This window comes from Romboutsia sp. 1001713B170207_170306_H8, assembly GCF_015550495.1.
In the GTDB taxonomy this organism is placed as follows: Bacteria; Bacillota; Clostridia; order Peptostreptococcales; family Peptostreptococcaceae; genus Romboutsia_E.
Map to the genome: position 1 here is coordinate 1 of NZ_JADNAX010000010.1, position 16,784 is coordinate 16,784.

17 protein-coding genes and 1 rRNA gene are annotated in these 16,784 nt (G+C 30.2%); all 18 read right to left on the minus strand.

Annotation, left to right across the window (positions count from 1 at the left end; all coding sequences use genetic code 11):
- Positions 1–243: ribosomal RNA gene (locus tag I2A66_RS13955) — 16S ribosomal RNA — on the minus strand; the annotation flags it as partial.
- 259 nt (positions 244–502) lie between these two features.
- Positions 503–688 (minus strand): hypothetical protein, encoded by a 186-nt coding sequence (locus I2A66_RS13960; RefSeq protein ID WP_195251888.1) that lies wholly within the window; start codon positions 686–688, stop codon positions 503–505.
- Positions 689–951: 263 nt separating this feature from the next.
- A complete protein-coding gene (gene lysS / locus I2A66_RS13965; RefSeq protein ID WP_122640852.1) occupies positions 952–2,463 on the minus strand; it encodes a lysine--tRNA ligase in 1,512 nt (503 codons plus the stop codon).
- Positions 2,464–2,478: 15 nt separating this feature from the next.
- Positions 2,479–2,958, minus strand: a complete 480-nt coding sequence (gene greA, locus I2A66_RS13970) for a transcription elongation factor GreA (RefSeq protein WP_122640854.1) — start codon at positions 2,956–2,958, stop codon at positions 2,479–2,481.
- A 91-nt stretch (positions 2,959–3,049) separates the two neighbouring features.
- Positions 3,050–4,024, minus strand: coding sequence for a tRNA dihydrouridine synthase DusB (gene dusB, locus I2A66_RS13975; protein WP_122640855.1), 975 nt, complete (start codon positions 4,022–4,024; stop codon positions 3,050–3,052).
- A 213-nt stretch (positions 4,025–4,237) separates the two neighbouring features.
- Positions 4,238–5,008, minus strand: a complete 771-nt coding sequence (locus tag I2A66_RS13980; protein ID WP_122640857.1) for a type III pantothenate kinase — start codon at positions 5,006–5,008, stop codon at positions 4,238–4,240.
- Between the two features lie 17 nt (positions 5,009–5,025).
- Positions 5,026–5,625 (minus strand): ECF transporter S component, encoded by a 600-nt coding sequence (locus I2A66_RS13985; protein WP_147516755.1) that lies wholly within the window; start codon positions 5,623–5,625, stop codon positions 5,026–5,028.
- Between the two features lie 149 nt (positions 5,626–5,774).
- Positions 5,775–6,740 (minus strand): P1 family peptidase, encoded by a 966-nt coding sequence (locus tag I2A66_RS13990; protein WP_122640961.1) that lies wholly within the window; start codon positions 6,738–6,740, stop codon positions 5,775–5,777.
- On the minus strand, positions 6,733–7,710 hold the full coding sequence (locus I2A66_RS13995; RefSeq protein ID WP_122640860.1) for a biotin--[acetyl-CoA-carboxylase] ligase: 978 nt from the start codon (positions 7,708–7,710) through the stop codon (positions 6,733–6,735). Before I2A66_RS13995 ends, I2A66_RS13990 begins: the two co-directional genes overlap by 8 nt.
- A 53-nt stretch (positions 7,711–7,763) precedes the next feature.
- Positions 7,764–9,737, minus strand: a complete 1,974-nt coding sequence (gene ftsH / locus I2A66_RS14000) for an ATP-dependent zinc metalloprotease FtsH (protein WP_195251889.1) — start codon at positions 9,735–9,737, stop codon at positions 7,764–7,766.
- Positions 9,738–9,769: 32 nt separating this feature from the next.
- Entirely contained in the window at positions 9,770–11,155 is a 1,386-nt protein-coding gene (gene tilS, locus I2A66_RS14005) for a tRNA lysidine(34) synthetase TilS (RefSeq protein ID WP_122640864.1), read from the minus strand.
- Between the two features lie 186 nt (positions 11,156–11,341).
- On the minus strand, positions 11,342–11,752 hold the full coding sequence (locus I2A66_RS14010) for a DUF1934 domain-containing protein (protein ID WP_122640866.1): 411 nt from the start codon (positions 11,750–11,752) through the stop codon (positions 11,342–11,344).
- A 69-nt stretch (positions 11,753–11,821) separates the two neighbouring features.
- Positions 11,822–12,631 carry a glutamate racemase gene (gene murI / locus I2A66_RS14015; protein WP_122640868.1) on the minus strand — a complete coding sequence of 270 codons (810 nt, stop codon included), beginning with the start codon at positions 12,629–12,631 and terminating at the stop codon, positions 11,822–11,824.
- A 13-nt stretch (positions 12,632–12,644) separates the two neighbouring features.
- Positions 12,645–13,712 carry a D-alanine--D-alanine ligase family protein gene (locus I2A66_RS14020; RefSeq protein ID WP_122640869.1) on the minus strand — a complete coding sequence of 356 codons (1,068 nt, stop codon included), beginning with the start codon at positions 13,710–13,712 and terminating at the stop codon, positions 12,645–12,647.
- 137 nt (positions 13,713–13,849) lie between these two features.
- On the minus strand, positions 13,850–14,362 hold the full coding sequence (locus tag I2A66_RS14025) for a cell wall hydrolase (RefSeq protein WP_122640870.1): 513 nt from the start codon (positions 14,360–14,362) through the stop codon (positions 13,850–13,852).
- A 31-nt stretch (positions 14,363–14,393) separates the two neighbouring features.
- Complete coding sequence (gene spoIIR, locus I2A66_RS14030) at positions 14,394–15,050, minus strand: stage II sporulation protein R (RefSeq protein WP_122640871.1); 657 nt, start codon at positions 15,048–15,050, stop codon at positions 14,394–14,396.
- An 87-nt stretch (positions 15,051–15,137) separates the two neighbouring features.
- Positions 15,138–15,818, minus strand: a complete 681-nt coding sequence (locus I2A66_RS14035) for a GntR family transcriptional regulator (RefSeq protein ID WP_122640872.1) — start codon at positions 15,816–15,818, stop codon at positions 15,138–15,140.
- Positions 15,811–16,692 (minus strand): 4-(cytidine 5'-diphospho)-2-C-methyl-D-erythritol kinase, encoded by an 882-nt coding sequence (gene ispE / locus I2A66_RS14040; RefSeq protein WP_147516752.1) that lies wholly within the window; start codon positions 16,690–16,692, stop codon positions 15,811–15,813. Before ispE ends, I2A66_RS14035 begins: the two co-directional genes overlap by 8 nt.
- Positions 16,693–16,784: the final 92 nt, after the last annotated feature.

The window sequence follows — 16,784 nt, forward strand, 5'->3', positions numbered from 1 at the left end:
ACCAACTAGCTAATCAGACGCGGGTCCATCCTATACCGCCGGAGCTTTGATATTTTTACCATGCGATAAAAATATGTTATCTCGTATTAGCGTACCTTTCGGTACGTTATCCGTGTGTATAGGACAGGTTACCCACGCGTTACTCACCCGTCCGCCGCTCACTTCCGAAGAAGTTCGCTCGACTTGCATGTGTTAGGCACGCCGCCAGCGTTCATCCTGAGCCAGGATCAAACTCTCAAATAAAAGTTGTCCATCGCTCAGCTAATCATTATCTGAATATCTGGCTTGGTTGTTTGTGTTTTAATTCTTAAATAAGAATTAGTTATATAAATTAACCTACTGTTTAATTTTCAAAGTTCATTGTTTCGACTTAATTATCTTACCAAGTTTTCATTTCTTAGTCAAGACTTTTTTTCATTTTTTCTTAAGCCGTTTTCCTTTTTCTTAAGGACAAGTAATACTATATCACCTAAATTTAATATGGTCAATACTTTTTTTAAATTTATTTTGCAATTTTATTACTATAAATATGTTCACTCGCTATAACCCTTGATTTCCCAACACTTCTACGGCTTATTTTATTACTCATTTTATTTATTTTTATTACATCCTTACATAAATATACCATCATTTCTAACACCAAAAAACTTACAGATATATAACATATCCAATTAATAATTTGATACATATAACTACCCCCAACAAGATTTTTTTATTATTTATTCTAATTTAATATTCTATTTTCCTTCTTAAAAATTTCTTGTTTTATCAATTTAATCCTCTTATTATTTACATTTTTTATCATATTATATATCTGTTTTTGTAGTTTATTAATTTTTAATAATATTTTTAATACTTACAGCGCACCTGACATGTATAATTTTTTAGATAAATTTCTAAAAAAAGTTGTACATCACTTTAGTGACATACAACTTTTTAAATATAATAATATTATTCTTCGTCTGCTTTTTTATTTTCTATCGGTTTCATCGTAGGGAACAATAATACATCTCTTATAGATGTTGAGTTAGTTAATAACATTATTGTTCTGTCTATTCCGATTCCTAATCCACCTGTAGGAGGTAAACCAACTTCTAATGCATTTAAGAAGTCTTCATCCATATCACAAGCTTCATCATCGCCTAATTCTTTCTTTCTTAATTGATCCATAAATCTTCCTCTTTGGTCAATTGGGTCATTTAATTCTGAGAATGCATTACCTAATTCCCACCCATTTGCAAATGCTTCAAATCTATCTGTTCTTCTTGGATCATCTACACTTCTCTTAGCAAGAGGTGATATTTCAACTGGATGATGAGTTATAAATGTAGGTTGTATTAGTTTATCTTCTCCAAACTCTTCAAAGAAAGCATTAATTACTTCCCCTCTTCTCATTCCTGGAGTTATTTCTATACCTTTTTCTTTAGCAACAGCTAAAGCTTCCTCATCAGTATTTATTGTAGAGAAATCTACACCAGAATACTCCTTTACACATTCTTCCATAGTCATTCTTCTCCATGGTGGTGTAAAATCTATTTCTGTACCTTGATAGTTTACTACCATGCTACCTGTAGCAACTTCAGCCATATGAGATATAAGGCTTTCTGTTATCTCCATCATGTCAGTATAATCTGCATATGCTTGATATAATTCCATAGCTGTATATTCTGGGTTATGCTTTACAGACATACCTTCATTTCTAAACATTCTTCCCATTTCATAAACTTTATCAAACCCACCAACTATAAGTCTCTTTAAGTATAACTCATTAGCTATTCTTAAGTACATAGGTATATCTAGTGTGTTATGGTGAGTTATAAATGGTCTAGCATTAGCTCCACCAGCTATAGTATTTAGTATAGGAGTTTCAACTTCTAAGAAACCTCTTTCATCTAAAAACGATCTTAGCGCTTTAAGAGCCTTAGTTCTAGTTAAAAAAGCATCCTTTACTTCTGGATTAACTATTAAATCAACATATCTTTGTCTATATCTTAAATCTTGATCTTTTAAACCATGATACTTTTCTGGTAGTATTTGTAAAGACTTTGATAATAAAATTACTTCATTAGCCTTTACTGATATCTCTTCTTTTTTAGTTTTGAATACTTCACCTTCAAGACCGATTATATCACCTATATCATATGTAGAGAATATAGAATATTCTTCTTCACCTATTCTATCTAACCTAACATAACATTGGATTCTTCCTTCTTGATCTTGTATATCTATAAATCCTGCTTTACCTTGTATTCTTTTGCTCATTATACGACCAGCTATCTTAACTATCTTACCTTCCATCTCATCGAAGTTATTTTTTATAGCCATTGAATTGCTTGTTCTGTCATATCTACTTTGGTGGAAAGGATTTCTACCCATTTCTTGTAGCTTAGCTAGTTTGTCTCTTCTCACTTGAAGAACTTCACTAAGATCTTCTTGTAATTCAACGTGTTGATCTTTATTCATTTTTCTTCCTCCAGCTTATCTTCTTATTTCTAATATTTTAAACTTCGCTGTTCCATCTGGAACTTGAACGTCTACTTCTTCTCCTACTGATCTCCCTAAAAGGGCTTTTCCTACTGGAGATTCGTTTGATATTTTACCATCATATGGATCTGCTTCAGCTGAACCTACTATTGTATATTCAACTTCTTCATCAAACTCAACATCTTTAACTTTTACTATAGAACCTATAGTAACAACATTAAGATCTATCTGACTTTCATCTATGATAACAGCTTTTCTTATCATATTTTCTAGCTTCATTATTCTTTCTTCAACTTGGGCTTGCTCATTCTTTGCTTCATCATACTCAGCATTTTCAGATAAATCTCCAAATGATATAGCTACCTTTATTCTTTCAGCAACTTCTTTTCTTCTAACTGTTTTAAGTAATTCTACTTCTTCCTCTAATTTGTCATAACCTTCTTGAGTTAAAAGTATTTCATTTTTTTGTTCCATAACCCCACAACTCCTTTGTTAAATTAAGAATTTCCATTTATTTTAAAATTCTTTATATCTACTTTATTATGCGGTATATTATAAGTCACTATTATACTAATGTCAAGGCATCTTCCATGTACTCATCAAGCCTTCTTATAACATCTTCATAACTTGTTATTTTATTGATTTCATCTCTCACTTTAGCTGAACCTTTTAAACCTTTTAGATACCACGCTATATGCTTTCTCATTTCCCTTACAGCTACATACTCTCCATGTTCTTCAACTGCAAGATTTAAATGTTTCTTAGCTGTATTTATTTTTTCTTCTAGTGTAGGTTCTGGTAATATCTCTCCAGTCTGCATATAGTGATTAATTCTTTTAAATATCCATGGATTACCTTGAGCCCCTCTACCTATCATTATAGCATCACACTTTGTTTTTTCTAGCATGTTCTGAGCATCTTCTACAGTAAAAACATCTCCATTTCCTATAACAGGTATGTTAATTGCATTCTTTATTTCTGCAATTATATCCCAATCAGCTTTACCTGAATAATACTGTTCTCTAGTTCTTCCATGTATAGCTAATGCGCTTATTCCACTCGCTTCTGCTATTTTTGCTATTTCTACAGCATTTACACTGCTATCATCCCAACCTTTTCTTATTTTTAAAGTAACAGGTTTTGTTGAGTTTTTTACAACAGATTTTAAAACTTGTTCTGCTAACTTAGGATTTTTCATAAGCGCAGATCCATCACCATTTTTAACTACCTTAGGCGCTGGACATCCCATATTTATATCTAATATTTCATTTGGATATTCATTCATTATTTGTGCTGCTCTTCCCATAAATTCTGGGTCCGACCCAAATATCTGAACTGCAATAGGATGTTCTTCTTCTTCTATCTTTAACATTTTCTTTGTATTTTCATCATCATAACATAAAGCTTTCGCATTTATCATCTCAGTATACAACATACCACAGTTTTGTTCCTTACATATTAGCCTAAAAGGAAGGTCTGTAACGCCTGCCATAGGTGATAGGAATACTTTATTTTTTAACTCGACATTCCCTATTTTCATTTTGTCTCTCCTTCATAGTTTTCTATATTTTAAATCATTATTTCTTTACCACAAATATATAATTATAAACTTTTCAATTATACCATTTTTCATTATGATTGTGTTCATTTGATTAAATTAATATACAATTCACATAGTATCTATTCAAATAAGTATATATATATTATCATAAAAAAGGAACTGGATTTTTGCTCCAATTCCTATCTAAATATTTTATTCTTTATTTTTTTCATATATAACCCTTAAACCTTCTAGAGTTAAAAATTTATCTACATTATCTATACTATTAGTTTCAGATGCTATTAAAGGCGCAAGACCTCCTGTAGCAACCACTCTTACTGGTCCACAGTTTAACTCATCTTTCATCATAGATATTATTTTATCTACTAAACCTACATATCCATATATTATCCCAGATTGCATCGCTGAAACTGTAGTCTTACATATTGATGTTCCAGGCTTTAGTAACTCGACTCTAGGTAATTTTGATGCTCTTTGGAATAGAGCTTCACTAGATATTTTTATACCAGGAGCAATTGTTCCTCCTAAGTACTCACCTTTATCTGATATGGCACAGAACGTCGTTGCAGTACCAAAATCAACCAATATTAGTGGATAACCATATTTTTCTATTCCAGCAACAGCATTTACAATTCTATCTGCTCCAACTTGCTTAGGGTTATCATATTTTATATTTAATCCAGTTTTTATTCCTGGTCCTACTATCAATGGTTGTTTGTTACAGTATTTTATACAAAAATTTTCAAGAGAATGCATTACATTAGGTACAACCGAAGATATTATAACATCCTTAATTTCATTCATATCAATATTTTCATATTTAAATAAACTACTAATTAATATACCATATTCATCAGATGTTTTTTCTTTATCTGTGTTTATTCTCCAATCCTTAACTAATTCTTTGTCTTTATATATACCTAATACCATATTGGTATTTCCAACGTCGAATACTAAAAGCATTTATATTAACCTTCTTTCTATTTTTTGCTTTTTTTAAGTACAGCAACTACAGCCGATACAACTAAAGCTCCACCTAAGGCTTCTGCTATACCATTAGTTGTAGCTATTCCTAGTAAAAGTGTTTTAGCTGCTCCTGCACTTTGCCCTAAAGCTTTTGCATACTCTGCTGCATAAAGCACATATATCATTCCTAATACTCCAATTGTATTAGTAATAGATGCCATAGCTCCTGCTATCAAACCTGATACATAAGTATTTTTTATTAGTTTCATAGATAGCCTAAAAGAGTAACATCCTACTAAACCAATAAAAATCCTTGGCAATACCGAAACTAATGGATTTATAAATACAAATCCTGTAATTCCTGCCATACCTGCCATTGCTCTAAACATACTAGTAAGACCAAATATAAGTCCTACCGTAGCTCCTACCATAGGCCCTTCTATAATTCCACCTATTATAACAGGTATACACATTGTAGTTATTGCTAAGGGACCTATTTGTATGTACCCTAAGGGAATCATCGATAGCATAATCGATATTGCCGAAAGCAGACTTATAATAGTCATTCTTTTAACATTTACTTTCTTTCTTGCTGATGCTTGTGAGTTCATCATAAAATACACCTCCGTTCCAGCTCATAAAGATGCCGGACTTCTAATTTTTTAAGTTTTTACTGAATATCTTCTCTTGATATTAGTCAGGCTCCTAATTAGGATGCCAGCTGTAACACAATAATTTTATCAATGTGATATAGCATTGTCAACTAAACTTGTAATATCGGCATATCTTTATATGATAATATATTTTTTACACCCGAAGCATTTTTTATAGCATTTATAATACTCTTTTCAACCACTTCTACAGCAAGAGAACCTAATAGAGTTATATCAGTTTCAATTTCTCCTGTTGCCATTGTGAATATAGTATCTCCATCATGAGATGTATGTATAGGAAATATCGCTTTTGCATAACCATCATGAGCCATTTGAGATATCTTCTTACATCCAGCCTTATCTAGTTTTGCGTTAGTAGCTACTATACCTATAGTTGTGTTATCTATACTAAACCCACCTTTACTTATCCCTTGTTTCATTAGTTCGTAACTATTTAATACTCTGGTTTTAGAATCATTTAAAACACCAGCTATTACTTCACCATTTTCATATACATCTCCAAATGCATTAACTGCAATCAGAGCTGAAACAACCAGTCCATTTTCTAGCTTTATAGAATAGCTTCCTATTCCACCTTTCATAGCATATTCAGGTCCCTTTATCTTTCCTACTGTAGCTCCACACCCAGCTCCATAATTCCCTTGATTTAAAACAACATCACTTGCCATTTCACAAGCTTTGTAACCCATTTTTTTATCAGGCCTACATTTAGGATCTCCTGTTGCTAGATCAAATAATACCGCACCTACTACTATAGGTACTTTAGCAACTCCAACGTCAAATCCTATATTCCTTTCTTCTAAGTATTCACTAACTCCACAGGTTGACTCTAAACCAAATGCAGACCCACCCGAAAGAACTACAGCATGTACTTTTTGTATTAAATTTACCGGATCTAATAAATCCGTTTCTCTAGTACCCGGTGCTGCTCCTCTTACATCAACACCACATACCGCACCCTTTTCACAAATTACAACAGTACAACCCGTTAATCCATTTTCATCTTCAACCTGTCCTACTTTCAATCCTTTTATATCTAGTATGTTATTATACATATCCATGCTCACCTCTTATCGAAATTTCGCCCGAAATTGCTTCAGTAATAGTGCCATCTTGCTTTTTAATAACTAAGTTCCCTTCTGAATTTATATCAATGCATTCAACAAGTTCTTTTTCATCATTTTTTATTATATATATTTTTTTATTTAAAACAACTGAGTAGTTTTTATATAATTCAATTATATTTTTGCTATTTCCATCAACTATATACTCAGTATAGTATTTTTCTAACTCACACAATATTTCTCTTACAATATCAACCCTCGATACCTTATATCCTTCTTTATATAAAGATGTTGCTATATTTTCTATTTCATTGGGAAAGCTTAAGTTTTTTATATTCATACCTATTCCTAAAATAACATAGTTAACCCTTTCTATTTCAGCTGATAACTCAGTTAATATACCACAAAGCTTTTTCCCATTTAATATTATATCATTAGGCCACTTTATTCCTACGGTTACACCTAAATTATTTAATGCTTTTGCAATACAACTTCCAGCTAAAATCGTTATAAAAGGTGCTTTATAAGGTAATACATTCGGCTTTAATATTATACTCATCCATATTCCCTCATATGCTTTAGAATCCCATATTCTACCTAACCTACCTCTACCTTTACTTTGTTCTTCACTTATTACTACAGTTCCGTCAATTTCTTCTGAGGCTATTTTCTTTGCATAGGTATTTGTAGAATCTATAGTTTCAAAATGTATAATATTTTTACCTATAAATCTTGTATCTAACCCATGAACTATATTTTGAGAACTCAATAAATCTTTAGGCTTTTCTTTGAGTCTGTATCCTTTTTTATTAATCGATTCTATATCATATCCTTCTGCTTTTAATGATTTAATATGCTTCCATACAGCGCTTCTCGATATACCTAACTGTTTTGATATTTCTTCACCTGATATAAACTCTTTATCATTATCCAAAATTATATTTATAACTTTTTCTCTCATTTCACACCTCATCACTTATATTTTACAAAAAAGAACCCTATATAGGGTTCTTTTTATTCTTTATCATCATTTTTAAAATCTCTTCTCAATTCTATTACATTATCATCTTTCATATCTTTAGATTCTTCTATAACATTATATTCCTCAGTTATAGCATCTTCTTTACTTACTTTTGAAGCACCTTCACTAGCTGAATCAACATCTAAAGGTAATTCTTCATTAAATGCTTTAATAAATTGATCTGAATCTAGAGTTTCATATACTAATAAAGCTTTTGCAACATAATCTAACTTCTTCATGTTTTCTTGTAGTATATGTCTACATTCTCTATATGCTTTATCAACAATACGTCTTATTTCTTTATCTATTTCAGAAGCAACCTCTTCAGAATAATTTCTCTTAGTTGCGAAACTATTTCCTAGGAATACTTCATCATCATTATCTCCAAATACCATAGGTCCAAGTTTTGAACTCATACCATATTTAGTAACCATTCCTCTTGCTATAGAAGTTACTCTTTCTAAGTCATTAGAAGCTCCAGTTGATATATCTTCCATAACTAATTCTTCAGCAACTCTACCACCTAGAGCCATTACAATTGTTTCTTCCATCTCTAACTTTGTACCATACATTTGATCTTCTTTTGGAAGAGGTTCTGTAAATCCTCCAGCTCTACCTCTAGGTATTATTGTAACTTGATGAACTGGACTTACATTTTCTAGTACATGCATACATATTGCATGACCTGCTTCATGATAAGCTGTAAGTTTTCTATCTTTCTCACTTATAACTCTAGATTTTTTGGCTACACCAACCATAACTTTTGTTATAGCTTCTTCTATAGTTTCCATATGAATCTTTTTATCTCTTCTTCTAGCAGTTAATATTGCTGCTTCATTCATTATATTTTCTATATCAGCAGGTGTAAATCCTGGTGTTCTTCTTGCTAAAACATCTGGCTTAACATCTTCTGACAATGGTTTGTTCTTAGAGTGAACTTTGAATATCGCCTCTCTACCTTTAACATCTGGTGCTCCAACAACAATTTCTCTATCAAATCTACCTGGTCTAAGTAACGCTGGGTCTAATATATCTGGTCTATTTGTTGCTGCCATTATAATTATACCTTGATTAACACCAAATCCATCCATTTCAACTAGTAATTGATTTAAAGTTTGCTCTCTTTCATCATGGCCTCCGCCAAGACCTGCTCCTCTTTTTCTACCAACAGCATCTATTTCATCTATAAATATTATAGCTGGAGCATTTTTCTTTGCTTGTTCAAATAGATCTCTAACTCTTGAAGCTCCTACCCCAACAAACATTTCAACAAAATCAGAACCACTTATACTAAAGAATGGTACACCAGCTTCTCCAGCAACAGCTCTTGATAAATATGTCTTACCTGTACCAGGAGGACCCACCATAAGTATACCTTTTGGTATTCTAGCACCTAGGTCTATATATCTTTTTGGATTTTTTAGGAAGTCTACAACTTCTTGTAAATCTTCTTTTTCTTCTGTTAGTCCTGCTACATCCTTAAATGTTACTCTTGTTTTTTCGTCATCTTTATGAACTTTAGCTTTTGATTTACCAAAGCTCATAACTTTTCCGCCTCCACCTTGAGACTGATTCATAAATATAAACCAGAAAATTAACATCAGGAATAATATAAGTACACTTGGTAGCATATCAACAAACCATGGTGTTGATGGTTTTGCTTCTCCTCCAACAACTAATTTGCCATCCATTGCTTGTTGTAGTACTGTGTCAGCAAATTTATCCCCCATTATTTCCTCAGGTATGTATGATGTAAACTTCTTATTTGTATCTTTTATAGTTCCTTCTACTGCAGTTTGATCTATAAAGTGTAAGCTTAATATGTTTTCGTCAGTTAACTTCTGGTAAACTTGAGAGAAATTTAGTTGTTCTACTTCTTCAGTTGGTGAACCAGAAAATTGAACTATACCTACTATGATTATAAATATTAGCAGATAGAAACCTGCTCCTTTTAAAAGTTTGTTCAAAAGAAGCCCTCCTTTCATAAGTTGTTTTTATTCTATAGTTTCTTAAAGCTAACCTTTAAGACTTCTTTTGTATCTGAATCGATTTTATAATTTTCGCTGTGTCTTAAATCACCAACACTTAGTATTCCTTGCTGATCGGCAATTACAGGAATTTTACTTCTATCCTCTTTTGGCACTTTTATGTCAATAAATAAATCTTTAATTTTTTTACTTCCTCCAGAAAGTTTAATTTTATCTCCTGCTTTTCTGTTTCTTACAACTATACCCCCTTTTATTTTATTAAAATCAAACCATTTGCATGATTTATCTGATTTACTCATTTTATATTTATCTACACTTATTACTTGTGTCTCGATAACCATACCTATTTCTTTTACTTTGATAAATCCATTGCTAGGTATATTATAGCAAAATTCTATGTCTTCAATAACAATTTCTTTAGTTGTTATTATTAAACTATCTTTTTTTCTATATACAAATACACCTCTTGGTAAATTTATCATTTTATCAATTTTAGATTCATCTTCTAATTCAATAATATCATCTATATGCCTTTGATCTATAAAATTTGTATCTCCTAATATGTGCTTGATAGAATTTCTTAAAACTCTAACTTTAATAGAATTATGTAAATTAATATATTTATTTAGTTTAAGTTCTACACTATCGCTTTTTAAATTAGATACTTCATTAAATTTATTTACTGCCTCAGTTTCTATGTAATCATTATCACTTCTTAAGCTATTTCCCATCCTTACTATAGATTCTATTACATTAGAGTTAAAATTATCCTTCATATAAGGTATGAGTTCTAATCTAATTTTATTTCTAGTATAAATACTTTCTAAGTTTGTTTGATCTATCCTAGGATTTAATTTATTTTGTTTACAATACTCTTCTATATCATATCTTTCAACATCTAAAATAGGTCTAATTATAACACCATCTCTAATATATTCTATTCCTTTTAATCCTTGAAGACCAGTACCTCTCATCATACGCATTAATATAGTTTCAGCTTGGTCATTTAAATTATGACCTATTGCTATCTTATTAGCTCTAGTATTATTTTTTATCTCATAAAACATTTCATATCTAAGCTGTCTTGCCCCTTCTTCTATTGATACTCCATTTTTTTCACAATATTCAGGAACATTTATTGACTTTATAAAGAATGTTATTCCTAACTCTTCACAAAGCTTAGAAATATAAAAAGCATCTTTTTGAGCCTCTATACCTCTTATTTGATGATTCAAATGAGCTGCATAAATCTCTAAATCCCATTCCTCCTTCATCCTATTTAAAATATGTAATAAACAAACAGAGTCTGGACCTCCAGATAATCCAACTACAATCTTATCACCCTTTTGTATTAATTCATATTTATTTACAGTACTTAGTACTTTCTCAAATATCATAATTATACCTCATTACTATTTTTTTAACTTTTACTATAAGTAGTTTCTATAAAAAAACCATAAACCCTTGTATCATTTTTAATTAAAGATATAAAAGATTATATAGATATAATAATACCAAATAAATTAAATAAAAGGTAGTATTTTAACTACCTTGTATAAAATTTATATCTATTTATTTATCTCTTATTTTTCTACATTTATAGTTATCTTATTTCTTCCGTTAAACATATCATTCATTTTTAAATTATAGTCTAACTCAATTTTAAAATTATTTTCACTATTATTATCTACATCTAAATGCTTAGTATGTGTTTCTATTAAAAATAAACCGTATGGAGTTTTATAATTACTGGTATGAACCTTTCCTTTTTCAAAAACCATAGTTGAATTACTTGCTCCAAATCTCTTTATGGTTATTTCTTTTTTAGAAACCTTTATGCTTGTTGTAATTTCTACACCTTCATTATCTTCTTTATACATTAAATATGTAGCATCATTTTTTTCATGTAGAGTTCCTACAGTATTCACATTAATAATATCTATTTTACTATGCTCATCATACTGAATAGTGTTTATATTGATTTTTACATCCATAGTAAATTTTCCTCCTAAAAATATAAACTTTAGATATAATTATATCTAAAGTTTATACTATTTAATAACTTAATATTTTTGTATATCTATTTTCTTTACATCATTCATCTCTCTTTTTAAAAACTGCTGACCTATACTAACAAATTTTTCCGGTATGTCTGATACATAATACTCATATGTCGAATTATTACAATCCTTAGATCTTAGTATATTTTTTTGCGTTAGTATAATTTCTAAATCTTTTGCAGTTTCTTTTGCAGGATTCACTAATTTAATGTTATCTCCTACAACTGATCCTATAGTTCTTTTTAATATAGGATAATGAGTACATCCTAAAACTAATGAGTCTATACCTTCCACTAGTAGATCATTTAAATACTCTTTCGCTGTTAAGTATGCTACTTCTGTATTCGACCACCCTTCTTCAATTATAGGAACAAATAAAGGGCATGCCTTAGAAACAATTTTAATATCTTTATCTAATTTTTGTATTTCTAAATCATAAGACTTGGAGCTTATAGTACCTTGTGTCCCTATTACACCTATAATCTTATCTCTTGTAGAATATACAGCAGCTCTTGCACCTGCTTCGATTACACCAATAATAGGTATATCATATTTTTGCTTTGCTTCTTTTAAACTTCTCGCTGTAGCCGTATTACATGCTATAACTATAGCTTTTACATTTTTAGATATCAAAAAGTTTATTGCCTGAAAAGTATACTCAATTATAGTATCCTTAGATCTAGGTCCATAAGGAACTCTTGCTGTATCTCCAAAATAAACTATATTTTCATTAGGTAAAACTTTTATAATCTCTTTTAAAACAGTTAATCCACCTAAGCCTGAATCAAATACACCTATAGGTCTATTATCCATATTAACACCTACTTTACTTTTTTGTATCTAATGCTAGTTCTATAAGTTTATCTATTAGTTTAGAATATCCTAAACCTGTAGCTTCCCACATTTTAGGATACATGCTTATATTAGTAAACCCTGGTAATGTGTTTATCTCATTTATAAATATTTTTCCTGAATTTTTATCTATAAAGAAGTCTACTCTTGAAAGACCTTTACCATCTAATGCTTTAAATGCTTTTATAGCCATACTTCTTATATTTTCCATATCATCTTCACTTATATTAGCTGGTATATCATAAGTTGATGATCCATTTATATACTTATCTTCATAATCATAAAAATCTTTAGCAGGCTTTATTTCTCCAGCTATAGATGCTTCAACTTCTTCATTACCTAATACAGCAACTTCTATTTCTCTGGCATCTATACCTTGCTCTAAAACGATTCTAGAATCATATATTAATGCTTCATTTATTCCAGCTAAAAGTTCTTCTCTATTTGTAGCTTTCGATATACCTACACTAGAACCTAAGTTTGCAGGCTTAACAAATATTGGGAAATTTAATTTACTTTCAATTTTGTCTAGTTCATCTTCTTGCCTACTATTAAATACCCATCTACTTGTAGAACAGTACTCAACTTGTGGTAATCCAATCTCTGAGTATATAGTTTTACAAATAAGTTTATCCATTCCCGTACTAGACGCAAGAACCCCACAACCTACATATGGTATTTGGCTTATTTCAAATAAACCTTGAACGGTTCCATCTTCACCATATGGTCCATGTAATACTGGGAATAATACATCTATCTTTTTTACTATTCCATTTTCAAATAATATGCCAACTTCTTTATTTCCCATTGGAACTAGATTTATTTCTACATTTCTATTAGCTAATTCAACCCATTTACCACTCTTTATATCCTCTGAGTTTCCTTCATAATATAACCATGTTCCTTCTTTAGTTATACCTATCGTAAATACATTATATTTATCTTTATTTATATTTTCATATATAGAAGCTGCTGAAGATAATGAAACTTCATGCTCTCCTGATTTTCCTCCAAATATTAAAGCTACATTAAGTTTTGCCATAATTTTTATCCCTTCTATTTAATAATTATATTATTAATTTTTAATTATATTCAATTTGTTATCTAAATGATTATTATAGTGTATTTTAACAAAAAAATAAAGAAGCAAGGCTTCTTTATTTTCAAATGCATAATGAACTATTTTGCGAATACATGATTTCCTATTCTCATATGCGGGTTAAGCTTTTGAATCCATTTACACGTAGAAATTTCTGGATTCCAAAAGTATACAGCTTTTTCAGTTGGATCCTCTCCATATAAAGCTGCTTGAGCAGCTTTATATGCTTCATCAGTTGGATTCATATTTATTGATCCATTTTTCACTACCGAAAACGCATTTTTTTGATATATAACATCTTCTATTGAGTTTGGAAACCTCGAATCTTTTACTCTATTTATTACAACAGCTGCTACAGCAACCTGTCCTTCATAGCTCTCTCCTCTAGCTTCACTTGTTACCAATTTTGATAACAATAAAATTTCTTCATTAGTTAAATTTATTACGGCCTTTCTTTCTTCTTTTTTATTTGTCTTTACAGCTGGTATTGATTTATCTTCAAAATCATCCCCTTCTGCAAAACCTTTACTAGTGCCAATAATTATGCACATAAAAACTAGTAGAGATACTATAATTTTATAGCACCTATCCATAGTTAAATTCACTCCTTTTTTTGATTGATGATTAAAATATACCCTTCATAACTTCTACTATCTTGAATTTAAATTTAACAACACTTTCCTCTTCCTTATTTTTAGTGGTAATTAATTTGTATTCATCTTCACTTAATATAGACTGTAGTTTTTCATCTGTAGCCTCATCTATTACTCCATTTTCTTCATCTACAAAACATAATGGAGGAAACATTACACACCACCAGTTTTTACCTGTACCGTTTCCTATTACAACTTTTAATGCCTTATACTCTCCTGCAGGCAAAATAACGTTAGAATATTGTTTTGTTGGAAAGTTACTATATTCAATTCCTACTTTAACATCATAGCTATATCCATTAGCCTCTATCGTTTCTTTGCCTATTTTGTGTAAATTCTCATACTCATTGATTATTATATTTTCACTTTCCTCTATACTTTTTGAGTTTCCCAACTTTGGTTGTAAATAACTTATAATTTCATCTCTTACTTTTAATTTTAATTCTTGATCCTCATCACTATCACTGTTAGCTATAACATGAAATCTTATCAACTTTTCTTTGTAACTTTCTGTACTACTATCTATTTTATCAACTTCACCTTTTATAGATATAGACATTATTGAAATAATGCCTATAAAACTTAAAATTAGAATTACCAATCTAGTTTTTATTATTCTCTCTTTCATATTTTATATCCCCCTAAATATTTTACTATTTTGAGTATCTCCATTTTAGAGGAATTTATACAATAAAAAAAGAAGGTTTCCCTTCTCTTATAACTCTTTATTATTTACTGCTTTATCTATCATGAAATGCTCTGCATTTTCTATATGTTCCGTAGCATATTTTTTAGCTAATTCACAATCCCCTTTTTCAATCGCATCTAATATATTTTGATGCTCCTCAACTATACTTAAAGATGAATCGTAATCTGATATGTATGTTACTCTAAATCTATACACTTGTTCCCATAAAGAATTTATTACTTGATGTAGCTTTTTATTATTCGCGGCTTTAAATATACATTCATGAAACTCAACATCTTTTTTTAATAAAGTTTCTATATCAGAATTTATAGTACTTTCTTTAAATTCTTCTGCTATTTTCTTTAATTTTTTTAAGTCTATATCACTTATTCTTTCCGCTGCAAGAGATGCTGATAACCCTTCTAAGCTAGCTCTTACTTCTAATACATCTATTACGTCTTTTAGAGACATATTTGCTACATATGCTCCCTTTCTTGGTAGCATAACAACTAAACCTTCTAGCTCTAATTTTCTTATTGCCTCTCTAACTGGTGTTCTACTAACACCTAATTGTTCTGCAAGTTGAACTTCCATTAATCTTTGACCTGGTTTTAAGTTACCTTCTAGTATAGCTTCTCTTAAGTTTTCAAATACTACATCCCTTAATGGTTTATAATCATCTAAATTTAATTTAGTTAAATTATCCATTAATTTCAACTCCTTTCTCACTACTATTAACTACATATACTTGTTTATATTTCTTCAGTAATTCCTTTTTCCCTTTTAAAGCATCTTCCTTATTTTTGTATAAACCAAATACAGTAGGACCACTTCCGCTCATCATAGAACCTAATGCCTTATTTTCATTCATAATTTCTTCTATTTCTTTTATTTGAGCATGATTTTTACTGGTAACTGCTTCAAGTACATTTACCATATTTCTTGATATAGAATCTATATCATTGTTTTTTAAACATTGTATTAAGTATTCATTATTAGGCCTAATTTTGATATTACTTAAGTCTAATCCCTCGTATACCTCTTTTGTCGAAACAAATAACTCTGGCTTGCAAACTAATATACTAACATCTTTAGGTAAACCTTTTATGTATGTAAGCTCTTCTCCGACACCTTTAGCTAAAGCCGCATTTCCTACTATACAAAAAGGTACATCCGCTCCTAATTTAAATCCAAGTTCTTGTAATTTTTTATCCGATAAGTTTAAATTCCACATCTTATTAAGACCTACTAATACTGCTGCTGCGTTAGAGCTACCTCCAGCCATTCCTGCTGCTATAGGTATATTCTTTTCTATAAAAATTTCAACTCCCTTTTCTATAGAAAAAGTACGTCTAAGTAGATCTACAGCTTTATAAACTATATTATTTCCATCTAATGGAATATCTGAGCTATTACTGTTTATTATTATGTCATTATTATTAACTTCTTTAATTTTTATGATGTCGTACAGGTCTATTGTCTGCATTATCATTTCGACTAAATGATATCCATCCTGTCTTTTACCTAGGACATCTATTGATAAATTTATTTTTGCCCTGCTCTTTAATTCTATAGAATTCATTTTAGCCTCCTTTATATATCGTATAATGCATTCCTATTTATAAATATTATACTACAAAAAATAAAATAATAGGGCATTATAACACCCTATTA